The organism is Mucilaginibacter jinjuensis (assembly GCF_028596025.1).
Classification (GTDB): domain Bacteria; phylum Bacteroidota; class Bacteroidia; order Sphingobacteriales; family Sphingobacteriaceae; genus Mucilaginibacter; species Mucilaginibacter jinjuensis.
In genome coordinates, this window is sequence record NZ_CP117167.1 from 452,288 (window position 1) to 475,713 (window position 23,426).

At 42.2% G+C, this 23,426-nt stretch carries 22 protein-coding genes; 14 read left to right on the forward strand and 8 right to left on the reverse strand.

The window, feature by feature from the left end; genetic code table 11:
• Positions 1 to 24 precede the first annotated feature (24 nt).
• The 5 genes from pyrH to PQO05_RS02110 all read left to right on the forward strand — a co-directional run bounded on the left by pyrH (position 25) and on the right by PQO05_RS02110 (position 4,317).
• Positions 25 to 729 (forward strand): UMP kinase, encoded by a 705-nt coding sequence (gene pyrH, locus PQO05_RS02090; protein ID WP_273630983.1) that lies wholly within the window; start codon positions 25 to 27, stop codon positions 727 to 729.
• A gap of 323 nt (positions 730 to 1,052) precedes the next feature.
• Positions 1,053 to 1,562 carry a lipocalin family protein gene (locus PQO05_RS02095; protein WP_273630984.1) on the forward strand — a complete coding sequence of 170 codons (510 nt, stop codon included), beginning with the start codon at positions 1,053 to 1,055 and terminating at the stop codon, positions 1,560 to 1,562.
• A gap of 127 nt (positions 1,563 to 1,689) precedes the next feature.
• Positions 1,690 to 2,253: a ribosome recycling factor gene (frr, locus tag PQO05_RS02100; protein WP_273630985.1), complete on the forward strand. Its 564-nt coding sequence runs from the start codon at positions 1,690 to 1,692 to the stop codon at positions 2,251 to 2,253.
• A 77-nt stretch (positions 2,254 to 2,330) separates the two neighbouring features.
• Positions 2,331 to 4,100, forward strand: a complete 1,770-nt coding sequence (locus tag PQO05_RS02105; protein ID WP_273630986.1) for an ABC transporter ATP-binding protein — start codon at positions 2,331 to 2,333, stop codon at positions 4,098 to 4,100.
• 4 nt (positions 4,101 to 4,104) lie between these two features.
• Positions 4,105 to 4,317, forward strand: coding sequence for a PLDc N-terminal domain-containing protein (locus PQO05_RS02110; RefSeq protein ID WP_174312125.1), 213 nt, complete (start codon positions 4,105 to 4,107; stop codon positions 4,315 to 4,317).
• A 281-nt stretch (positions 4,318 to 4,598) separates the two neighbouring features.
• Here the strand turns inward: PQO05_RS02110 and PQO05_RS02115 are convergent, their stop codons facing one another.
• The 6 genes from PQO05_RS02115 to PQO05_RS02140 all read right to left on the reverse strand — a co-directional run bounded on the left by PQO05_RS02115 (position 4,599) and on the right by PQO05_RS02140 (position 11,706).
• Positions 4,599 to 5,915 (reverse strand): MFS transporter, encoded by a 1,317-nt coding sequence (locus PQO05_RS02115; protein ID WP_273630987.1) that lies wholly within the window; start codon positions 5,913 to 5,915, stop codon positions 4,599 to 4,601.
• 60 nt (positions 5,916 to 5,975) lie between these two features.
• Positions 5,976 to 7,370, reverse strand: coding sequence for a M20/M25/M40 family metallo-hydrolase (locus tag PQO05_RS02120; protein ID WP_273630988.1), 1,395 nt, complete (start codon positions 7,368 to 7,370; stop codon positions 5,976 to 5,978).
• Between the two features lie 256 nt (positions 7,371 to 7,626).
• A complete protein-coding gene (recG, locus tag PQO05_RS02125) occupies positions 7,627 to 9,732 on the reverse strand; it encodes an ATP-dependent DNA helicase RecG (protein ID WP_273630989.1) in 2,106 nt (701 codons plus the stop codon).
• Between the two features lie 9 nt (positions 9,733 to 9,741).
• Positions 9,742 to 10,122: a RidA family protein gene (locus PQO05_RS02130; RefSeq protein ID WP_273630990.1), complete on the reverse strand. Its 381-nt coding sequence runs from the start codon at positions 10,120 to 10,122 to the stop codon at positions 9,742 to 9,744.
• Between the two features lie 11 nt (positions 10,123 to 10,133).
• The gene (locus PQO05_RS02135; RefSeq protein ID WP_273630991.1) at positions 10,134 to 10,277 is read right to left on the reverse strand and encodes a DUF6728 family protein; all 144 of its coding nucleotides are present in this window, start codon (positions 10,275 to 10,277) and stop codon (positions 10,134 to 10,136) included.
• 67 nt (positions 10,278 to 10,344) lie between these two features.
• Positions 10,345 to 11,706: an OmpA family protein gene (locus PQO05_RS02140; RefSeq protein ID WP_273630992.1), complete on the reverse strand. Its 1,362-nt coding sequence runs from the start codon at positions 11,704 to 11,706 to the stop codon at positions 10,345 to 10,347.
• A gap of 149 nt (positions 11,707 to 11,855) precedes the next feature.
• Here PQO05_RS02140 and PQO05_RS02145 point away from each other — a divergent pair, with 149 nt between their 5' ends.
• Positions 11,856 to 13,145 carry an aminopeptidase P N-terminal domain-containing protein gene (locus PQO05_RS02145; protein WP_273630993.1) on the forward strand — a complete coding sequence of 430 codons (1,290 nt, stop codon included), beginning with the start codon at positions 11,856 to 11,858 and terminating at the stop codon, positions 13,143 to 13,145.
• A gap of 9 nt (positions 13,146 to 13,154) precedes the next feature.
• Entirely contained in the window at positions 13,155 to 13,661 is a 507-nt protein-coding gene (locus PQO05_RS02150; RefSeq protein WP_273630994.1) for a hypothetical protein, read from the forward strand.
• Positions 13,662 to 13,666: 5 nt separating this feature from the next.
• Here PQO05_RS02150 and meaB read toward each other — a convergent pair whose 3' ends face one another.
• The gene (meaB, locus tag PQO05_RS02155; RefSeq protein ID WP_273630995.1) at positions 13,667 to 14,551 is read right to left on the reverse strand and encodes a methylmalonyl Co-A mutase-associated GTPase MeaB; all 885 of its coding nucleotides are present in this window, start codon (positions 14,549 to 14,551) and stop codon (positions 13,667 to 13,669) included.
• 127 nt (positions 14,552 to 14,678) lie between these two features.
• Here meaB and PQO05_RS02160 point away from each other — a divergent pair, with 127 nt between their 5' ends.
• From PQO05_RS02160 to PQO05_RS02185, 6 genes are all read left to right on the forward strand, one after another.
• Positions 14,679 to 15,701 carry a glycosyltransferase family 4 protein gene (locus tag PQO05_RS02160; protein ID WP_273630996.1) on the forward strand — a complete coding sequence of 341 codons (1,023 nt, stop codon included), beginning with the start codon at positions 14,679 to 14,681 and terminating at the stop codon, positions 15,699 to 15,701.
• A gap of 4 nt (positions 15,702 to 15,705) precedes the next feature.
• Positions 15,706 to 16,680, forward strand: a complete 975-nt coding sequence (locus tag PQO05_RS02165) for a glycosyl transferase family 90 (RefSeq protein WP_273630997.1) — start codon at positions 15,706 to 15,708, stop codon at positions 16,678 to 16,680.
• A gap of 182 nt (positions 16,681 to 16,862) precedes the next feature.
• A complete protein-coding gene (locus PQO05_RS02170) occupies positions 16,863 to 18,695 on the forward strand; it encodes an ABC transporter ATP-binding protein (protein WP_273630998.1) in 1,833 nt (610 codons plus the stop codon).
• Between the two features lie 124 nt (positions 18,696 to 18,819).
• A complete protein-coding gene (locus tag PQO05_RS02175; protein ID WP_273630999.1) occupies positions 18,820 to 19,416 on the forward strand; it encodes a glycosyltransferase family 4 protein in 597 nt (198 codons plus the stop codon).
• A complete protein-coding gene (locus PQO05_RS02180) occupies positions 19,417 to 20,349 on the forward strand; it encodes a nucleotide-diphospho-sugar transferase (protein ID WP_273631000.1) in 933 nt (310 codons plus the stop codon).
• A gap of 14 nt (positions 20,350 to 20,363) precedes the next feature.
• The gene (locus PQO05_RS02185) at positions 20,364 to 21,302 is read left to right on the forward strand and encodes a glycosyltransferase family 2 protein (RefSeq protein ID WP_273631001.1); all 939 of its coding nucleotides are present in this window, start codon (positions 20,364 to 20,366) and stop codon (positions 21,300 to 21,302) included.
• Here the strand turns inward: PQO05_RS02185 and PQO05_RS02190 are convergent.
• Positions 21,279 to 22,367, reverse strand: a complete 1,089-nt coding sequence (locus PQO05_RS02190; protein ID WP_273631002.1) for an acyltransferase family protein — start codon at positions 22,365 to 22,367, stop codon at positions 21,279 to 21,281. The two genes, PQO05_RS02185 and PQO05_RS02190, sit on opposite strands and share 24 nt — an antisense overlap.
• Positions 22,368 to 22,560: 193 nt before the next feature.
• Here PQO05_RS02190 and PQO05_RS02195 point away from each other — a divergent pair, with 193 nt between their 5' ends.
• The gene (locus tag PQO05_RS02195; protein ID WP_273631003.1) at positions 22,561 to 23,382 is read left to right on the forward strand and encodes a glycosyltransferase family 92 protein; all 822 of its coding nucleotides are present in this window, start codon (positions 22,561 to 22,563) and stop codon (positions 23,380 to 23,382) included.
• Positions 23,383 to 23,426 lie beyond the last annotated feature (44 nt).

The following is a 23,426-nucleotide window of genomic DNA, read 5'->3' on the forward strand; positions in this document are numbered from 1 at the left end:
AACTAACTAACTAAACTACTTTATATGAAATACAAACGGATATTATTGAAGCTTAGCGGCGAATCATTGATGGGCGAAAGACAGTACGGTATTGATAACAACCGTGTACTGCAATACGCACATGACATTAAAACAGTGTTTGATGCAGGCATTGAAATAGCCGTTGTTGTTGGTGGCGGAAATATTTTCCGTGGATTGAGTGCCGAGAAATCGGGCATGGAGCGTGCACAGGCTGATTATATGGGTATGTTGGCTACAGTAATTAACTGTATGGCTTTACAAAGCGCATTGGAGGGTATCGGTGTAGAAACCCGCTTACAATCGGCCATTAAAATGGAGCAGATCTGTGAGCCTTACATTCGTCGCCGTGCTATGACACATTTGGAAACCGGCCGTATCGTAATATTCGGCGCAGGTACCGGTAACCCTTATTTTACTACTGATACCGCAGCATCATTACGTGCTATCGAAATTAAAGCCGATGTGGTACTGAAAGGTACCCGTGTTGATGGTATCTACACCGCCGACCCGGAGAAAGATCCATCTGCAACCCGTTACGATGAGATCAGCTTTGCCGAAGTATATGCAAAAGGCTTAAACGTAATGGACATGACTGCTATTACCCTTTGCCAGGAAAATAAGCTCCCAATCATCGTTTTCGACATGAACAAAGCCGGAAACTTTGAGCGCATCGCCAAAGGCGAAGCCATTGGTACTCTTGTAAAATAGAGCCAGGAAACAAGAGTCAAGATACAAGACTATACCGTAGCGACACAATATTTTGTGTCGCTATTTTTTTGCTTTATCTCCACTCGTCATCCCGAACTTGTTTCGGGATCCCACATGCTAAGCGGCTATGCATGTCGACTACCTTGCAATTGCAGACCTGTCCTGTGGGGTGCTGAAACAAGTTCAGCATGACGTGTATAGCTTAAGAGGGTATCCCACAACCTCACGCTATCACAATCTAAAATCCACACTATCAGCAATTTCGTTTTTATAATAACGACACCTACACCTGTTTATTAAAAGACATTTCGCTACATCTACCTATGAAAACATTATGCACCTTACTAGCTTTTATCATCCTGTCGGCATTCAGCACGGCAGTAAACAGGCCTGTCGAAAAAGTTGATCTCAATAAATATGCAGGCAAGTGGTACTCGCTCTATTCGATCCCCACATTTTTTGATAAAGGCAGCCGTGAAACCACTACCACTTACAATTGGGATACTAAAGGTTATTACGATGTACTCACCACCTACAAAAAACAAAATGACGAAGAGGTGCATACCTACAAATCAAAACTGTTCCAGGTAGAGGGTAGCAATAACTCAGAAATGAAAGCGCAGTTTATATGGCCTTACAAGGTTGATTACTGGATTATTGAGTTGGGTGACGATTATTCGTACGTAGTGGTTGGCCATCCTGATCATAAGTTTTTGTTCATCATGAGCCGCAAGCCATCGATGGATAAAAAACTGTATGATGAGATTGTAGCGCGTTGCAAAGCCAAAGGTTACGCGGTAGAAAAATTGACTTCACAAAATCATAATGGTTAAGTTTTATCACCATATCGTTAACAAATACCTGTTTTACCAGGAAAGCTTGCTTAGTTTTTTACAACTGTAGCAAAGACTGTCTCGCTTAAATGATAGTTTTTCTTATTTTTGGCAAAAATTATTCAGAATGAGCGAACTCGTTAAAACCCAGTTGAATGATGCAAAGGCTTCAATGGATAAAGCCATTGACCATACAGACTATGAATTAGGCAAGATACGCGCTGGCAAAGCAAGCCCCGCAATGCTTGACGGTATTATGGTTGATTACTATGGTACGCCAACGCCACTGGCCCAAATTGGGAATATAAATACCCCCGATGCACGTACTATTGTTGTGCAGCCATGGGAAAAATCGATGTTAAACCCGATTGAAAAAGCGATAAAAGAAGCCGACCTGGGCATTAACCCACAAAACGACGGTGTAATTATCCGCTTAAACGTACCACCGCTAACCGAAGAGCGCCGCCGTGATTTAGCTAAAAAAGCTAAAGCCGAAGCAGAGAACGGTAAAATTGCTGTACGTAACATCCGTAAGGATACCAACGAGAAAATCAGGAAACTGAAAGCCGATGGTGTATCTGAAGATGAGATGAAAACAGGCGAAGCCGAAGTGCAGAAACTAACTGATGCTTACATCATTAAAGTTGATAAACTGTACGAAGCAAAAGAAAAAGATATCATGACGGTTTAAGCAATAATAAACCAAATGTCAAATTAAAGGGAATGAGCGGATTACGCCATTCCCTTTTTTATTTTTGCGCTTACAACATGAAAATACTTTTAACATACTTATCCCGCTATCGCGGTATCGTAATATTGGCACTGGTGCTGGCTGGGTTCAACATCGGTTTTTCACTGCTCGATCCATATATCACAGGTAAAATTGTAGATCAGTACATGGTGCCTAAACAGCACCTTACTTATGATGAACGCTTGCACGGCTCGTTAATACTGGTTGGTTTGGCTATTGGCGCCGCTATGGTTTCGCGTATTGCCAAAAACTTTCAGGATTATTTTACCAATATCATCACCCAAAAAACCGGTGCACAAATGTACTCGGATGGGTTAAAGCACTCGCTCGAACTGCCTTACCAGGTATTTGAAGATCAGCGAAGCGGCGAAACATTGGGCATACTTCAAAAAGTTCGTCTCGATTGCGAAAAGTTTATCACATCATTCATCAGTATACTTTTTGTGAGTTTAGTGGGGATGATCTTCGTTATTGTTTTTTCGCTTAGCGTAAGTTACAAGGTAACGCTGGTTTACTTTTCGGCTATCCCGGTAATTGCATTAGTGAGCTCATTACTAAGCAAACGTATTAAAGTAATTCAGAAAAAAATTGTAGGGCAAACCACCAGTCTGGCCGGTTCAACCACAGAATCATTACGTAATATTGAATTGGTTAAAAGCTTAGGTTTGGCCAAACAAGAGATTGAGCGTTTAAATAAAACCACGTACCAGATCTTAGACCTGGAGCTGAAAAAAGTAAAATTTGTACGCAGCATGAGCTTTGTACAGGGTACTATAGTAAACCTGGTGCGTAGCTGTATGATTGTGGTTCTGCTAATGCTGATCTTTAAAGGCGAGCTTTCTCCGGGTAAATATTTTACCTTCTTATTTTATTCGTTCTTCCTGTTTAACCCGCTTCAAGAGTTGGGTAACGTAATCCAATCATGGCGCGAAGCACAGGTTTCGCTCGGGAATTTTGAAAGTATTTTAAATATCCCTATCGATGAAAAACCGGCAAAGCCGGTAATGATCGAAAAGTTAAGAAAGCTGACTTTTGATAAGGTAAGTTTTAAGCATTTAACTGCTAACCGTAACGCATTAAATACGATAGATTTTGAAGCGAATACCGGTGAAACACTGGCTTTTGTTGGCCCATCGGGGTCAGGTAAAACTACGTTGGTTAAATTGCTCGTTGGTTTATATCAGCCATTGGAAGGCGATATTTTGTACAATAATGTACTGAGCAAAGAGATTGATCTGGATCAGCTGCGTGAGAAAATTGGTTTTGTGACGCAGGATACGCAGCTGTTTTCTGGTACTATTCGCGAGAACTTAAAATTTGTTCGCCCGGATGCTACCGACGAGGAGTGTATGAACGTACTGCACCGTGCGGCCTGCCAAAGCTTACTGGCCCGTGCCGATAAAGGTTTGGATAGTGTGATTGGCGAAGGTGGTGTAAAAGTATCTGGTGGCGAGAAGCAACGTTTATCAATTGCACGTGCCTTATTACGTAAGCCGGATCTGTTGGTATTTGACGAAGCAACATCAGCCCTGGATTCATTAACCGAAGAGGAAATTACTGAAACCATTCGCGATGTTTCTGTGTTGAAAGATCATATCACCATCCTGATAGCTCACAGACTTTCTACAATTATGCATGCCGACCGTATTTACGTGCTCGAGAAAGGCCACATCATCGAATCGGGCAAACATGCCGACCTTTTAGCACAAAAGGGATTGTACTATGCCATGTGGCGCCAGCAGATAGGCGAAAAGTACAGTACAGAAGAACCTTTAGCTAACGTATAAATAAATGGAAAATCTCCCGCTGGTATCAGGAACCTTAGGTTTAATATTGATGATCGTGTGGCTCGCGCTGCTCATCTTCACCCTTTTCCATGCCATCGGGAACAAAAACATCGACCGCAATAACAAGTGGCTCTGGGTAGTGATTATGGTTGTAGTACCTATCCTGGGCTCGCTGGTGTATTTGTTTTGGCGGTTGGTGAAAAGGGTAGCGAATTAAGGGGAGGAAGGACAATGGAATTGAGGAAGAAAGACTATAGAGCTTTCTTAAAATCCGTACTTGTCATATTGAACGTAGTGAAATATCTTCTTCGTCATGCTAATCGAAAATGCATAGCGCAGAAGATTCCTCGTACCTCGGAAAGACAAAATAAATATTCTGAAGACTATAAAAAATTTGTCATTGCGAGGTACGAAGCAATCTCGTAGCTATACAAATCCGATCTGTAAACTACGAGATTGCCACGCTATCGCTCGCAATGATAAAATTGAAAGAGGGGTTTACACAACCGGCTCAGTAGCCTCTGGCGAATGAATATCCTTTAACGTACTCGGTATCAAATTCTTGGTCTTAAAATAAGTAACCGTTACTACCAGTAATGTCATGCAGCCACCAAACAATACCGCTGGCGTGGTACCCAATACTTTCGCTGCAATACCCGATTCAAAATCACCGATCTCATTTGATGATCCGATAAACATCGAGTTAACTGCCGATACCCTGCCGCGCATTTGATCGGGCGTAAGCAGTTGCATAATGGTACCGCGGATAATTACACTCACGCTATCGAACGCACCCTGTAAGAACAGGAATATCAGCGACACATAAAATATATTGGATAAGCCGAAGCCGATAATGCATACACCAAATCCGGCAACGGCGATTAATAAATTTCTCCACGGGCGGTTCATGGGCGAATATTTTACCATTACAAGCATTGTTAATGCCGCACCCAATGATGATGCCATACGCATAACGCCTAATCCTTCTGAACCTACTTTTAGAATATCAAGGGCGTAAACAGGCAGCAAGGCTACTACCCCGCCAAAGAACACCGAAAACAAATCGAGGCTCATTGCGTAGAACATCATTTTGTTGTTGAAGACAAAATGTAGACCTTCTTTTAAGCTAACCCAGATACTTTCTTTCGGGATAAATACTGCAGGGTATTTACGTAGCCTGTAAACCAGTATCAGTGCAATAAAAAGGAATAAAAGTATTACGTAGAAATTGGCCGTAATACCAGATAAGCCCGGAATGATCTTACCAGAGAATCCATATAAAAAACCACCTGTAAGCGGACCTAAGATAGATGCCAATTGCCAGGCCGAACTGCTCCAGCTGCTGCCGTTAGGGTAAACTTCTTTAGGGATACTGTGCGCATAAATGGTAAAAGTAGCCGGGCCGTAAAAAGCGCGGGCAATACCGTTACAGAAAATCATGGCATAAAGGATGTACAGGATCCAGCCATGGTCGAGGGCGTTCATGCTGGTGAGCGTGACGGTGAACATCACTAATGAAGAAAGAAAAACGCCGCCGAATATGAGCAGCAGCATTTTTCTTTTCTCGTATTTGTCGGCAATGTAACCACCATATAACGCTATACCAACCGCGGGGATGGCTTCGCTTAGGCCGATGAAGGCAATGGCTACTTTGCTATGTGTTAATTGATAAATGTAAAAACCCAGCACCGTTGTTTGCATTTGGTATGCAAACGTAAAGAAGAAGCGCATGCCGATGTATGCGCGAAAGTCCTTAAAGCGAAGGGCTGCAAATGAATCTTTTTTCTGGGGTTGACTGTCTCCGTCGTTCGTCACTATGATAATAGATGTTTGGGCGCAAAGCTACGATGGAAAGTTTTAAATACCTTTAAAAATTTAAAATTTCAACCCGTGCTGATCTATCAGATAAACCAGTGAAGCGATTGAGGCAGCACCAAGTTCCAGTTCGCGCTTGTTTACGTTCTCAAAAACATCATTTGGTGTATGGTGAATATCAAAATAACGCTGTGAATCCGGACGGAAGCCGATCAATACCGCAGATGGCTGCGTACCTTTCAGCGGGCCAATATCAGAACCACTGCCACCAGCTACCAGCATGTCAGCTTCATAAGGTGCAAAAAGTGATCTCCAATTCGCATTGATTTGCTTTAAGAACTCAGGAGAAGCACCCTGGAAACTGAAACCACGTGGGGTAAAACCACCTTCGTCAGTCTCAATGGCTGCAATATGTTCTTCTTTGTTTTGGGCTGCCAGTTCTGCATACTTTTTACCACCGCGGCCGCCATTCTCTTCGTTCATAAAAAACACAGCGCGTAAGGTATGTTTAGGACGATACCCTGTTGCCTTGAAAATACGCAATACTTCTGCCGATTGCATTACACCGGTACCATCGTCATGTGCGCCCTCGGCTAAATCCCATGAATCAAGGTGACCACCTACGGTAATAAATTGATTAGGGTTTTCTGTACCAGTCAATTCACCAACCACGTTAAATGATGGTGCATCAGGTAAGGTCTGGCAATTATCTTTCAGGAAAAATTGTACAGGTTTGCCATTGGCTGCTTTAATAGTCTCGCTTAATTTATTAGCCGCAATAGTTGATAATGCCGCGGCCGGGATAGGTGTGTTGGTGCCATAATTGGTAGCGCCTGTATGTGGATAATTATCCAATGCTGATGTTAACGAACGTACAATAACCGCAACCGCACCATATTTAGATGCTGCGCCAGGACCTAAATTACGCTGGTCGCCGGCTGTACCATAAGCAGAACCTGCTTCGATAAAGCGCTCATCAAACGGGCGGTTAAAGAAAACGATTTTGCCTTTAATTTTATCTGCGCCTAAAGTTTCCAGTTCTTTCAGGCTGTGCAGTTCAATTACCTCAGCAGTAATACCTTCTTTTGGCGTAGCAACCGACATGCCCAAAGCTACCAAAGCTACAGGCGTGCGTGTTTTACCATTAATAATAAAACCCTGCTCCTTTTCGCCACGTACCCAATGCGGTACCATGATGGGTTGCAGGTACACTTTGTCGAAACCATAGCTCTCCATTAACTTTTTGCCCCACTCCACTGCTTTCTGCGCATTATCAGATCCGCTAATGCGCTGGCCTATATTTTTGCACAAATAATGCAGGCTCTCATAAGCCTTGCCATTTACAAGTGCTTCATCATAAATTTTACGAAGTTCGAGCGAATCGGTGTTTTGCGCGCTGGCCGATAGCCTTGCCGCAGTTAAAAGCAATGCAGAAAGTATGGGTTTTAGTTTCATGTGTAATTAAGGGTGTGTTGTAAGTGGAAAGATAACGGTTTGATGGGGAATGTCAAAGTAACAATGGTGAAGAGAATCAAGAGACAAGAATCAAGAAACAAGACAAACATGCACGTCATAACTGTAAACCACGTCATTGCGAGGTACGAAGCAATCGCGAACTATACAGAGAGGCTCTGTATGTTTGAACTGCACAGTCGGGGATTGCTTCGTACCTCGCAATGACGGGTAGGGTGGCAATGACACAAACAATACTTTACGAGATCTTATCCCACGTCAAACCACCACTCTTAGTCTGCAGCATTTGATGCAACACCTGGTTTTCAGGATGGGAGAGTTGGGGGTCTTTTTCGAAGATCTCTTCAACCTGGTGGCGTACGGTCATCAGGAGTTCCTGGTCTGTGGCAAGGTTGGCCATTTTAAGGTCGAGCACGCCGCTTTGCTGGGTGCCTTCAATATCACCCGGGCCACGCAGCTCTAAGTCGATCTCGGAGATCTTAAAGCCGTCATTGGTAGATACCATGGTATCCAGGCGGATGCGGCCTTCGCGGCTGAGCTTGTGGTTGCTCATCAGTATGCAATATGATTGCTCTGCACCCCGGCCCACACGACCGCGTAACTGGTGCAATTGAGATAGGCCGAAACGTTCGGCATTCTCAATGATCATTACCGAGGCATTGGGTACGTTAACACCCACCTCAATTACAGTAGTGGCTACCATAATGTGGGTTTCGCCTTTTACAAAGCGTTGCATCTCGGCTTCTTTATCTGCGGCAGCGAGTTTGCCATGTACCACGCTGATGCGATAATCAGGTAATGGAAACTCTCTAGACATAGTTTCTATACCATCTTCAAGATTTTTCAAATCCAGTTTCTCGCTTTCCTTAATCAGCGGATAAACCACATAAACCTGGCGGCCTTTGGCAATTTCCTGCTTCATAAAGCCAAACATGCGCAGGCGCTGGTTTTCGTAAAAATGGATAGTTTCGATAGGTTTCCGTCCGGCAGGTAATTCGTTGATGACGGATACATCCAGATCACCATATAACGTCATCGCCAATGTGCGTGGAATAGGTGTAGCCGTCATTACCAAAACATGCGGCGGCAAAGCATTTTTGCGCCAAAGCTTAGAGCGTTGCTCAACGCCGAAACGGTGCTGCTCATCAATAACCGCTAAGCCTAAATTCTTAAACTGTACTTTGTCCTCAAGCAAAGCATGTGTGCCGATGAGAAGTTGCAGTGAGCCATCTTCCAGTTTTTCGTGGATGGGTTTGCGGGCCTTTTGTTTGGTTGAACCGGTGAGCAGGGCCACTTCAATAAAATCATCGCCTACTAAACTCTTGATGGAGTGGTAGTGCTGCGTTGCCAGAATCTCGGTAGGGGCCATTAAGCAGGCCTGGAAGCCATTATCTATGGCCATCAGTACTGTCATAAGGGCAACTACGGTTTTGCCGCTGCCTACGTCGCCCTGCAGCAGCCGGTTCATTTGTACGCCGCGCTGGGTATCGAGCCTTATTTCTTTTAAAACTTTCTTCTGTGCATTGGTAAGCGCAAAGGGTAGCTTATGCTCATAAAAGCCGGTAAAGTATTCGCCAACCTTCTCAAAAACATTACCCCGGTACTTTTGGGTACGGGTAAGTTTGTTTTTAAGCAGTTTAAGCTGTATGTTGAATAACTCTTCAAACTTTAAACGATGTTGAGCTTCATGCAATGCTGTAGCATCTTCAGGAAAGTGTGCACTGCGGTAAGCCTCACTTCGCCCCATCAGCCTGAATTTTTGCAGCAAATATTGCGGCAGGTTTTCAGGGATATCCCTGGCGTGCTGCTCCAGCAGGGTAGCCGTAAGTTTTTGGATGCCCTTGCTATCCAGCGAGAATGCTTTGAGTTTCTCTGTAGAACTGTAAACCGGTTGCAGGGTAAGGTTGCCTTTACGTTTTAAGGCTTCGGGGCTGTAGGGCTCAATTTCGGGATGGGCCATTTGGGCCTTGCCGTTGAATGAACCCGGCTTACCGAAAATGATATAAGCCTTGCCAACTACCAGTAATTTCTCGGCCCATTTAATACCCTGAAACCAGGCCAGTTCCATCACGCCGGTGTCGTCCTGTACACGGGCTACCAAGCGCTTGGTGCGCTTATCGCCAACCAGTTCTTTATGGGTAAGGCGGGCTATAACCTGCACGTGTGGCAGATCGTCATGAATATCGCGGATCTTGTAGAACTTGGTGCGGTCAATATATTTAAACGGGAAATGGCGGAGCAGGTCTTCGAAAGTGAAGATGCCCAGTTCCTTTTTAAGAACTTCGGCACGGGTGGTGCCAACGCCCCTAACATAATCAACCGATGTTTTAAATAACTGATCCAAACGAGGTGCTTAACCCAATACTGCGATAACAGAAATTTCTACATTCACATTTTTAGGCAATGCAGCAGCCTGTACAGTTTCGCGGGCAGGGAAGTTATCCGTAAAATACGAGCCGTAAATTTCGTTAACGGTAGCAAAGTTGCCCATGTCTTTTAAAAAGATGGTGGTTTTAACAATGCTTGTAAAATCCGTACCTGCTTCGGTTAAAATAGCTTTCAGGTTTTCCATTACCAGTTTGGTTTCAGAAGGGATGTCGCCAACTACCAGTTCGCCGGTTTTAGGGTCGAGCGCTATCTGGCCTGATACGAACAAAAAATTACCTGCTTTTACGGCCTGGCTGTATGGGCCTATAGGTGCAGGCGCATTTGTAGTGTTAATAATGGTTTTCATGGGTTGTAATTTCACTTTTTAATAAAGAATACATCAATCAGTTTCCAGATGATGCCGGCTATAAACATGATGATAGCCAGTGCATTGATAAAATGCATTACTCTCAGGTTAAAATTGTCCGGACGGTTTGGATCCTTTTTGCGAAAGAAGTACATAAAACAAAGTTAAACAAAAAAGGCGTCCCATCGGGACGCCTTTTCGTAATACTAATTTTGTGCTAAATTATTTTTGTTCGAATTCAACACGACGGTTTTGAACACGTCCTTCTTCAGTTGAATTGTCAGCGATTGGTTTAGTTTCACCAAAAGCTTTAACAGTTACACGTTTAGCTTCAACACCAGAGTTAACTAAGTAAGTTTTTACTGAGTTAGCACGGTCTTTAGATAAGCGCATGTTGTGTGCAGCAGTACCTTCAGATGAAGCGAAACCATCTAATTGTAATTTCTTAGCAGTGTTTGCACGTAAGTCAGCAGAAACAGCATCTAAAGTTGGGTAAGATGAAGTTCTTAATACTGAGCTATCGAAATCGAATTGGATGTTAGTATAAGCAGCAGGAGCTTGAGCAGCACCACCTACCATAACTGTATCTTTCTTCAATGGGCAACCAGCACCGTCAACTACAGTACCTGCAGGAGTGTTAGGGCATTTATCGAATTGATCAGATACACCGTCACCGTCAGAATCTTTTTTCAGGTCGTTAACTGCGTTTTCAACGTTAGTAACACGGCCTTTTAAAGCTTCAACTTCTTGGCGTAAAGCTGCATCGTATAATTCGTCATACATCATAGCTACCGGGTTAACCCAGTCTAAGTTAGCTTTAGATTTAGGACCGAAAGTATACTCTAAACCAGCATAACCGTAAGAGTATTTATCTTTTGAAGGATAACCTCTGTTTAAACCATCAAGGATGTCATCATCAGTGAAGTTTTCAGTGTAACCTAAGTTCAGAGCCCATGCATCAGCTAAGCGGAATTTAACGCCTACACCTACAGGGATAACTAAGCTTTTTACGTAGTGGTTAGAACCATCAGCGTTTTGATAAACGAAGTTAGTACCGTTACCTAATACCATAGTAGGGTTATACCATACTAAACCGGCACCGGCAGTAACGAAGAAATTGATTGCATTTTTACGGCGTAAGTAATCGATAGTTGCTACGTTAACAACACCGGTAATTGTTCCGCTGTAGAATTTAGTTGAGAAAGATTGGCGATCATCGCGGATACCGTTAAGGGCATCTTTGTTGTTACCTTCTAATTTACCTCCGTGGAAATCACCTTCGATACCAAAAGAGTGAGCTACTTGCCATCTTAATGATGCACCGTAACCGTAGCTTGCTTTCCAATTGGTGTAATCGTTAGAACCGCCGGTTGCAACAACAGGTGCTGTTACACCTCCGTTGATACCTAAGCTCCAGGTGTTGTACTGTCCTCTACCGCCAAATACCTTAGCCGTAGTAGTTCCAGAAGTTTTCATTGTGTCTGTGGTGGTAGTAGTGGTTGAAGTTTGCGCTTTCACCATCCCTACTGCCATTAAAGACGCAACTGATAAAGCGACTGTTTTCTTTAATGTAGAATAGTTCATAGTTTTTAGATTAAACAATTTTAATTGTGATTTTTTTTCAAAATTAGTAATTATGTTTGAAACGTTACCAAACACCGTTCCAAAACTGCTATTAAGTTAGACAAATAGAATAAAAATTTGTTTAATAAATGTATAATCAAATAAGAAGTATGAAATATCTCCCTATAAATAATGAATTATTTACTAAGAATAGAAATAATTTCGTTTCGCGACTGAAACCCAATTCTATCGCTCTATTTCATTCAAACGATGAATTTAACCGCAGCGGCGACCAAAATTACATTTTTAAACAGAACCCCGACTTTTTTTATCTGTCGGGTATAGATCAGGAGCAAAGTATTTTGCTGCTTTATCCCGATTGTCCTAATCCACTATACAAAGAAGTACTCTTTTTAAGACAAACCAGCGAACACATTGCTATATGGGAAGGACATAAATATACCAAAGACGAAGCTTTCGCTGCTTCGGGCATTAAAACAGTACTTTGGTTAGATAGTTTTGACAGCGTTTTGCATGGTATCATTAACTATGCAGAAAATGTTTACATCAACACTAACGAAAACGACCGCTATGTATATGAAATGCCGACCCGCGATGTTCGCAAATTTGAGCAGTTACGTATAAAATACCCTTTGCATAACTTTCTGCGTTCGGCTCCCATATTGCGCGACCTGCGTGTAGTAAAATCAGACATTGAGGTTGAGCTTACCAAAAAAGCCTGCGCCATTACTAACGATGCCTTTAGGCGTGTACTGAAGTTTGTGAAACCGGGTGTTGCCGAATATGAAATTGAAGCCGAGATTATCCATGAGTTTATCAGGCAGCGTGCCAGTGGTCACGCCTATAACCCAATTATTGCTTCGGGCCCTAATGCTAACGTACTCCATTATATAGATAACAACCAGGTTTGTAAGGATGGCGATGTAATATTGTTTGATTTTGGTGCAGAGTACGCCAATTACAATGCAGACATGAGCCGCTCTATCCCGGTTAACGGCCGCTTTACCCCACGCCAGCGCGATGTGTATAATGCGGTATTACGTGTAATGCGCGAGGCTACCAAACTATTGGTTGAAGGCACGATATGGAACGAGTACCATGATGAGGTTGGCAAAATTATGACCAGCGAACTAATTGGCCTTGGTTTACTGGACAGTACCGACGTTAAAAACCAGGACCCTGCCACTCCTTTATATAAGAAGTATTTTATGCACGGCACCTCGCACCATTTGGGTTTAGATGTGCACGACTATGCCAGCCGTTACAAAGCATTTGAAGTTGGCAATATCTTAACCTGCGAACCGGGCATTTATATCCCTGCAGAGGGTTTGGGCATCCGTATAGAAAACAATATCCTGATCACTAAAGGTGGTAACATTGATTTGATGGCTGAAATTCCGATTGAGGCAGATCATATTGAAGAGATTATGAATTCATAGTATGTTAAGATGGTATTTAAAGCAGTTATTAAGCGCTTTTTAAAACACGGTGGCCAGTATGTTATAGTGGGTTGTGCTGCATTATTTTTAATGAGCATAACTTTAAAAAGGCAAAGCAAACCAGATACAGATCCTGAAGCAATACTAATGCTAAAAAGCTTTTATACAGCTTATATGTCTGCCTTTTCAATAAAGGACGCACACAAAGGAGAGCAAGTGATGCTTGAATTGAGAGCAAAGTATCTTACAGCTAATGCGCAAAAAGATTATGTACATATAGGAGATGAGCAGGATATGGATGCGATTGTAAACGGCCAGGACAGCGATGAAAAGTGGACAAAATCGCTTGTTTTTAAAAACGACCAAGAAAATTCCAACGTTTATTATGTAAGCTATTCTTCTCCTGATTTGGATAAAAAGCATAAAGAATATTTAAGGCTTACAACAATAATGCTGTTGCTGACTAAAGAAGACGGACAATACAAAATAGACCATTTATTATATCCGGCTGATTGAGTTAGTTAATAGTTTTTAGCAAAACTGTACAGATTAAACTGCGGATCATCTTTTAAAGCTTCGGCAATATCAAGCCGGAGCTTTTTTTTGTCGATATTGGCCATGCGGCGCTCCTTTATTATATGGTATGCTTTTTCGGCAGCGAGGAAAGTTTTGCGATCGTTGGTTTTATTTGACTGACGGATAAACTTTGCTATCTCACCAATTCCTGCATTTTCCGATGCGATGGTTTTAAATGCCGGGATGTTATCATGCTGATCGGCTAAAAGTTTTTTAAGCTTGCCTGTAAACTCATCGGCACCAGGGCGGTCGGCTTTGTTGATGATAAAGGCATCGGCGATTTCCATCAGGCCCGATTTTATGTTCTGGATCTCATCACCGGCTTCGGGGACTAATACCACCATCGTAATATCAGCCAATCCGGCAATCTCCACTTCAGACTGTCCTACGCCAACGGTTTCAACCAAAATGTAATCAAACTGCGCTGCGCGGAGTACATCAGTCATTTCAATGGTTTTGGCTGATAAACCACCCAGCGAACCCCGGGTAGCCAGCGAACGGATATAAACCTGCGGGTTATTAAAATGTGGTGTCATCCGGATCCGGTCGCCCAGTAGAGAACCGAAGTTAAAGGGCGAGGTTGGGTCGATGGCTAAAATGGCAACGTGTTTATCGTCTTTAATCAACTCTGTGATCAGGTTATTTACCAAGGTGCTCTTACCTGCGCCCGGTGGGCCGGTTATGCCTATAACGGGAATGTTTTGGTTGATGGTTAGTGATTGCAGTAGTTCATCAGCCCCGGCTAAATTATTTTCGACGACGGTTAACGCCCGGGCAACTGACCGAAAATTTTGATGGGTTATCATGTCTAAGCTACCGGTACGGGCCATCGCGAAAGATTAAATGCAATCAATAAAATTAGCATATCTTTGTGATTTGATGCGTTTACGCGCTCAATTTATTCGAATATTATCCTGTAGTATGTCAAAACCCTCGGTGTTAGTCACGTTTGATTCCATGTTTAATTCAAATTCTGGTTATCATTCATTCGGTCGGGGGCTTGGCGATGCGCTGATTGATCAAAACCACGATCTGTTTAAACTGCACTATTACCTGTTTAAAAGCACCGAATATCAGTTTGACGGCAAGGTTGATATTGTATACCTCTCTAAACTGTACAATATCTATTTCCCGCAGAGAAATGAGTTTGACCTGGTGCATTTTACAGACCCGAGATGCCGCTTAAAGCCCAAGTCGGTAAAAAGTAAAAAGATCATCACCATCCACGATTTAAATAAGGTACATATTAAACAAAGCAAACCGCACCGCATAAAGGCTTATGTAGAAAAGGTGAGGCGGTACGTTGCCCAGTGCGACAGGGTGGTTGCGATATCTAAATTTGTAGCGCAGGATATATTAACCTATATGCCCGAAACCAAGGATAAGCTAAGTGTAATATATAATGGTGCCGACAGGTTGGTTGTGCCCGAAAATCATCAGCCTGCTTATCTGCCCAAAAAGAAACTCCTGTTTACTATTGGTTTGCTATCAGTGCAAAAAGGCTTTCACCTATTGCCTTGTTTGTTGAAGGATAACGATTACGAACTGGTGATCTCGGGCCCGGAAACCCCGCACAAGCAAAGAATAATTGAGGAGGCCGAAAAATACAATGTGCAGGATAGGGTAACTATAACCGGAACGATAAGTGATGATGACAAAGCCTGGTATTTTAAAAACTGCAGTGCCTTTGTTTTTCCATCCATTGCCGAAGGGTTTGGTTTGCCTGTTATTGAGGCCATGCATTTCGGCAAGCCTGTTTTCTTGTCTAAATTTACTTCTCTGCCAGAAGTTGGCGGAGACAAGGCCTGGTATTTCGACACCTTTGAGCCGGAAGATATGCAGCAGGTTTTTAATAAAGGTATGCGCGAGTATGCAGAAACCAATCCATCTGAGGCTATTGCAGCACATGCGGCCCAATTTTCGTGGGAGAAGAGCGCTCAGCAATACCTGCAATTATACCGGGATTGTTTAAACAGTTAGGCCGATGTTTTTTAAGAAGTTAAGCGCAAAGATCAGGAAGAACAGGATTGGTTATTACGCCAAAACCTTTCTAAGGCAATTGCCTCCGGCCGGGCTTTACGAAAGCATGTTATCTAAAAAGCTAACAACTATTAAGCAGTTTGATAAAGCTTACCTGGCCGAGCGGGTGGACTATTATAACAAGCTTAACAAAGCTACAGAATTAGGCGATGATGCCTTTGCATTAAAAGATATGCAGATGCGCCAAAGCCCCAAAACATACAACTTCGACACATTTGAGTATAGCCGGTACTTCGACAGAAATCTTAAAATTAGTTTGCTGCGCGGCGATGTTACCCATGTGCCGGATACACCATCTATACAGAAAAGCCGTCCCGTTGATGGCGATAATGTCAATGCCGTTTTATTGAACCTGGATAAAAAGCGCCACTTTGTATTTATAAAGGATAATGTAAAGTTTAGCGATAAGAAAGATATGCTGATTGGTCGCGGTAACATGACCCAGCCACATCGGATCAGGTTTATGGAGCAATACTTCGATAATCCACTATGCGATCTGGGGCAGGTGAATAAAGAAGGCGGCAACCCGAAATGGATCAAACCTAAAATTTCGATAGCCGAACATTTAGCTTACAAGTTTATATTAAGCCTGGAGGGTAATGATGTAGCCACCAACCTAAAGTGGATCATGTCATCAAGTTCCATCGCCGTAATGCCCAAACCTAAATACGAAACCTGGTTTATGGAAGGCCGCTTAGTTGCCGATCATCATTATATATTAATTAAGGATGACTATAGTGACCTGGAAGAGAAGCTACAGTACTATATCGCCCATCCCGAAAAAGCACAGGCTATTGTAAACAATGCCAATGCCTTTGTTAAACAATTTTTTAATAAAAAGCAGGAAGATCTGATTGCCCTGCTGGTACTGGAGAAATACTTTTATTATACCTCACAAATAGCTGAGCGATCTATCTGATTGCCATTATAATTGTTACGTAAGGTTTTTGTCTTTATATAATATATCATCCCTATCAACGTAATAATCAGTGATGTTTTTCGCAGAAATTAACGGTGTTGTAACATTGCTTAAATAGCCAACTCAAATTAAATAGGTAATAACCACCGTTATTAATATTTTTGCAAACTATAATATTTTAGATGAAGACTTATTTCAGGCTGCTCTCATTCGCAAAACCCATCGAGAAGTTTGCCATTCCTTATATCGTGTTTACCCTTTTATATGTTCTTTTCAGTACTACGGTGTTGGCCTTATTAGGGCCTTTGCTTAATACCCTGTTTCTAACAAATATTGCTGCGGGTACGCACACGGTTTTGTTAGCAAAGCCAGGTTCGTATCTTGATTTTGAGGCATGGTTTAAATATTATCTGCAATATTATGTACATAATTATGGAGCCTGGGGGGCTTTAAAATTTGTAGTCGGGGTAATTATAGTTGCAGTTGTATTAGGCAACCTGTTTAGGTATCTCTCTGCCCGCACTATGGAAAATTTGCGTGTACATACCTTGTTGAATTTCAGAAAAGCAGTTTTTGATAACGTAATGAACCTGCATCTGGGCTATTTCAGTAACGAGCGTAAAGGTGATATTATATCAAAAATAGCTTCTGATGTGCAGGTGGTACAATATTCGGTAACAGGTACTTTGCAGGTTATATTTAAAGAGCCGGTAACACTTATTGCATTTCTGGTAACCCTGTTTTTAATATCAACCAAATTAACTTTGTATTCGTTGCTGGTAATACCGGTATCGGGCTTTATTATATCACGCATTGTTAAACGCTTAAAGGCGCAAGCAATAGCAGCGCAGCAGTCTTACGGAAATATGATTAGTTACCTTGACGAAGCGCTTTCGGGTATCAAAATTATTAAGGCTTTTAATGCGGTGGATTTTATTAAAGGCCGTTTTAACAGCGAAAACACTAATTATTCGAGAATCACCAAGTCAATGGCAAGGCGCCAACAATTGGCATCACCGGTTTCGGAAGCCATGAGTGTTACCATGGTTGCCTTTATTGTGTTATATGGAGGGTACCTGATTCTTAACCATAAGTCGGAGCTAAGCCCGGGGCAGTTTATTGCCTACATCGCTTTGTTCTCACAACTCATGCGCCCGGCAAAGGCCATTTCAGATTCATTTAGTAACATCCACTCGGGCATAGCTGCAGGTGAGCGTGTGCTGGAGTTAATTGATACCAAACCTGCCATTGTTGATGCGCCGGATGCTGTAGCCATTACCGACTTTAAACAGGGCATCCAGTTTAAAGATGTAACCTTTGCTTACGACGAGAAGGAGGTGCTTTCGCATATCAATTTCACGGTGCCCAAAGGTAAAACAGTAGCATTGGTTGGCCCATCAGGCGGAGGTAAATCTACTATGATGGATCTGATTCCGCGTTTTATAGAACCACAAACCGGACAAATATTAATAGACGGCCAGGATATTCGCAGCCTGACTACAGAATCGGTACGTGCACTGATGGGTATTGTTAACCAGGAGTCGATCTTATTTAACGATACCATTTATAATAACATAGCATTTGCTAAACCAAATGCTACGCCCGAAGAGGTGATGGCCGCTGCCCGCATTGCCAATGCGCATAATTTTATTGAAGAAACGGAGCAAGGCTATCAAACCAATATCGGCGACCGCGGTACCAAGCTATCAGGCGGCCAACGTCAGCGGATCTGTATTGCTCGGGCGGTGCTGGCTAATCCGCCATTGATGTTGTTGGATGAGGCAACCTCAGCATTGGATACCGAATCTGAAAAACTGGTTCAGGATGCCTTGAACAATTTGATGAAGAACCGTACTTCGCTTATCATTGCGCACCGTTTAAGTACCATACAAAATGCCGATATAATTATTGTGCTCGAAGCCGGCAAGGTGGTAGAGCAAGGTACGCATGCCGAACTGATTGCTGCCAATGGTTTATACCGTAAGCTGATTGATATGCAAACTTTTAATTCATAAAATCCGGCAGGAAATAAAAATAAACCTGCCTGTAACATAACATCTGCCATAACCCGTACTTTATAATAAGGGTTATGGTAAATTTAATAAACCTAAACCCTAATCGCTGGCGTAATAGACATAAATGATATACCACGACTCTCACAATAACACAATTACTACAGAAGCCATATCTGGCTTGCCGGCTAACTATTTATTATATGTTGGTGAACGTACAGCGCATAAAAATTTCAACCGTTTATTACATTGTTTTGCCGGTCTCATCAATCAACATCCGGATTTGTACCTTATTTGTGCCAATGGAGGAGCTTTTAATACAGAAGAAATTCTGCTGATTAAAAAGTTGAATATTAATGAACATTGCCGCCAGATTAACGTAAATGAGTCCTCATTAAATTACCTGTACCAGCAGGCCAAAGTGTTTGTATTCCCATCGTTATATGAGGGGTTTGGTTACCCGCTGCTCGATGCTTTTAAAATAGGTTGTGCCGTAGCTGCCAGTAATACCAGCAGTTTCCCTGAAGTAGGTGGCGATGCCGTACATTACTTTAACCCAGACGATACCCACAGCATGTACAAGGCCATTCACGAATTATTGGCTGATACTTTGCTCAGAAAGCAGTATATTGATGAAGGGTACGAGCAGCTAAAACATTTTGCTTTAGCACGCGAGATTGAAGATACCCTGAACTTTTATACCAAGGTAACAGGCCGCCAATAAATGAATTATAAAACGCATTCGCCGGTATTACTGCTATTATTTAATCGCCCCGATACTACCAGGCGGGTGTTTGAGGCTATCAGGCTGGCGGCACCTGCGCGTTTATATATCGCTGCTGATGGCCCGCGAAAAGATCGTGAGCAGGAAGCTGTATTATGCGTAGAGGCGAAAGAAGTAGTTAATCATATTGATTGGCCATGCGAGGTAAAAACATTGTTCCGGGAACAAAACCTGGGATGTAAAGAAGCCGTATCATCTGCCATAGATTGGTTTTTTGAGCAGGAAGAAGAAGGTATTATCCTTGAAGATGATTGCCTGCCATCCAACGATTTCTTTCGGTTTTGTGATCAAATGCTGGAGCGCTACCGTTTCGATACCCGTATCAGGCATATTGGCGGGAGCAACCTGCAACAAGGCAAGCAATGGGGCGAAGCCAGTTATTATTGCTCTAACCTTACCCATGTTTGGGGCTGGGCAAGCTGGCGCAGGGTATGGCAGCAGTACGATAAAGAATTAACTGCTTATACTGCCGAAGATGTGCAGAATGCATTCGCCAATATTTTTACCGAGCCCATCATCGTTAATACCTGGGTGCAAATGTTTAAGCAACTAAATGCCGGGCAAATTGATACCTGGGATTATCAGCTTACTTTCATCAATTTTTTTAATAACAGCCTTTCAATAATACCCAATGTAAACCTTATCAGTAATATCGGTTTTGGTGATGGCGCTACACATACAATTGATGCTGCAAACAGGTATGCCTCGCTGCCACATCAGCCATTGGGCAATATTGTGCATCCTTTGTACATTGTGCCTCAAAAGCAAGCCGACTATAATACGCTGGCGTATGATTTTGATGTGGAGCGGATAAAACGCAAGAATGCTAAACTACATCGCCGGATAAAACGTTGGTTTAAAAACAAAAGATAACAAGGATTACATAAATGACGGATAACAAGTTGGTTTCAATTGCCATGTGCACCTATAATGGCGAACGTTTTCTGAAACAGCAGATAGATTCGCTTATCAACCAGACCTACAAAAACCTGGAGATCATTATTGTAGATGATGGCTCGAAAGATGCAACCGTTGATATGGTTAATGCTTACGCTGCACAAGATGCCCGTATCAGATTTATCCGGAATGAAAAAAACCTTGGTTACGTAAAAAACTTTGAAAAAGCCATTGGTTTATGTACTGGCGATTTTATTGCGCTTAGTGACCAGGACGATGAGTGGGATTTAAATAAGATCCAGCTGCTTGTTGAAAACATCGGCGATAATATCCTCATTTATCACAATTCATTATTGGTTGAAGAAGGTGGGAAACCAATATGCCTGCTATCAGAAGTGCTGAATATGTACGAAGGCGATAGCCCCTTGCCTTTTGTTTTTTACAACTGTGTATCGGGCCATAGCTGTATGTTTAAAAAGGAGCTGGTACCTCATTTGGGAAGCTTTGACCCTAATTACTTTCATGATTGGTGGATTGCCTTTGTAGCCGGAAGCTTTGGGCGTATTAAGTTTTTAAACATGCCTTTAGTAAATTACAGGCAGCACGGCACTGCCAACACAGATATACTGAAAGCACGGGATAAGGGAAAGGCGCTTATAAACCCTGTTAAATACAAAGAGTTTAAGTTAACCGGCCTATACCACATGGCTACGGTAAAAGGTAAATCGTACGGTGTAATAACCAAACTCATATACCTGCTTGAGCACAAAAATATACTAAACTCGTTCAAGCTTTTCCAGCTGTTGCTGGCTAATTATAAAGAGATGTATTTCTTTAAAAAGAAAAGCAACATCAGTAAAATCAACTATATCCGTAAAGCCAGTTTTCACACCCGCGATTTCTGGTTAGCGGCCAACGATCCACTTTAATTTGGAGGCATTGAGCAGCCTTACCAGGAAATAGGCTAAGAAATAGGTAAGCACGGTTCGCAATAACAGAAAGCCTAAAACCATAGGAAATGAAAGCGACTCCCACGAATATTTTAACGGCTTAAATATCAATGGTAATATGCTGCTTACAATAACGGTTTGCAGCAGGTAAATGCCATAGGTTGTTTCGCGTGGTTTTAAGAACTTTACAAAGTTAAACTGCTTTATTCGCAATAATAAAAAGAAGCAGGCCAGCGAGTACAATATATTGCTTACACGCAGAGTATTAAAAGGATCAACGCTGTTCATCCCTTTTAATATTTCGGCCTCGTACATGCCTAAAAGCAAGGTTACAATACACAACACTATCCATAAGGTGTATGATGTCCCGCTAATCCATTTCTCCAAAGCATCAAGCTTTTGGTTAAACTGCGCACCCAGCCATAAAAAGAAAACAAAGCCCAAAATAGCGGTTGAGTGGCGTGGCTGTATCGTTTCGGTATAAATATTTACAGCATACAGCAAAGTAAAGCCCAGCAGTATGGCCCCAAACCATTTGTTGTAAAGATGTTTTTTAAACATCAGTAATATGGTAATGCAGATTAAGAAGTTAGGAATAAACCAGAAACTGCTGTACAGGTAAACAATGCTAAGTTGCCACATCAGTTTATCATGAAACTCGGGCGGGATAACCCCGTGGTTAAAGCGGGTAATGCGGATAAAGTCGTCAATCAACAGCGTTAATAAAAATACGGTGGTCCAAAATAACCAGGGAATAAAAGTACTGTCTAACCGGCGCTTAAGGTATTGGCCGGGTGTATAGTCGGTAAATTTTTCACCGATTAAAAAACCCGCTAACAAGAAAAAGCCAATAGTGCCAAACTTGCCGAACTGCGTGATAAACGAAAATATATTGGCCTCCATGGCCGATTTGGGGTGATACATGCCATCACTAAAATTTGTGGCGTGCTCCATCACAATGCTCATCATGCAAATACACCTGATAGAATCAACAAAAGCATAATTTCTTTTGGGTTGTGGTGTATCGTTAACTAAGTTTTGCATAAATAAACAGGTAAAAAAAATATAATCCCTCTACAACGTAAACAATGTGCCGTAGGGTATACAACATTACAATTAATTGACAATATTAGGGTTTTGTAACAACTTTTTTAATCAAGTATAGCATTGGTGCAAGTATTTAAAAGCTTTAAATACATAACAGGCCAATTTTATTAGCTTTGGCATACATTAAGCTATGGCATTTAAAACATTAAGAAACTGGGTTTATTCTGCCGCCTTCTGGAGGGGGAAAAGTTATTATTTATCGATAGGCTGTATTGTAAAAGATGAGGATGAGTACCTGGAAGAGTGGATTAACTACCACCTTAAAATTGGGGTTCAGCATTTTTTTATTTATGATAACCAAAGTACTAAGCCGGTTAAGCAGCTAATGAAAGAGCTTAACTTAAGCCAATATGTTACTGTGGTGCCTATAGCCGGCGAGGTGAAACAGTTGGTTGCTTACACTAACTGCATTAAAAGGTTCAGGATTATTTCGCGCTGGATTGCTTTTATTGATGTTGATGAGTTTATTGTACCCAAATTAACCCATGGCAACCTGCCCGCGCTGTTAAAAGAGTATGAAGCTTATGGAGGCCTGGCTATCAACTGGCAAATGTTTGGTTCTGCAGGCCATGTTAAACGTACAGGAAAGCCGGTAGTTGAGAGTTTCTTACAACGGGCAGAAAAAGATTTTCATATTAACAGGCACGTTAAAAGTATTGTACAACCTGTCCATGTAAAATCGGTACATGATCCGCATAGCTTTATTTACAGGGCGCCATACTATGCGGTTAACGAAAATTTTAACCGGGTTGTTGATGCTTTTTCTGATCCGAGTGTCGATAAAGTTCAGATCAATCATTATTACTGTAAATCGTTCGATCAGTTCCAGGATAAAATGAAAAGAGGATATTCGGATCGTAAAGTGGAGCGTACTATTGACCGGTTCTACTATCATGATACCGATACCAATGAGGTAGAAGATATATCGGCCCTCGAAATTGCCAGGTCTTAGTAAAGCGAAAAAGCCACCCGGTACAATTACCGGATGGCTCATCA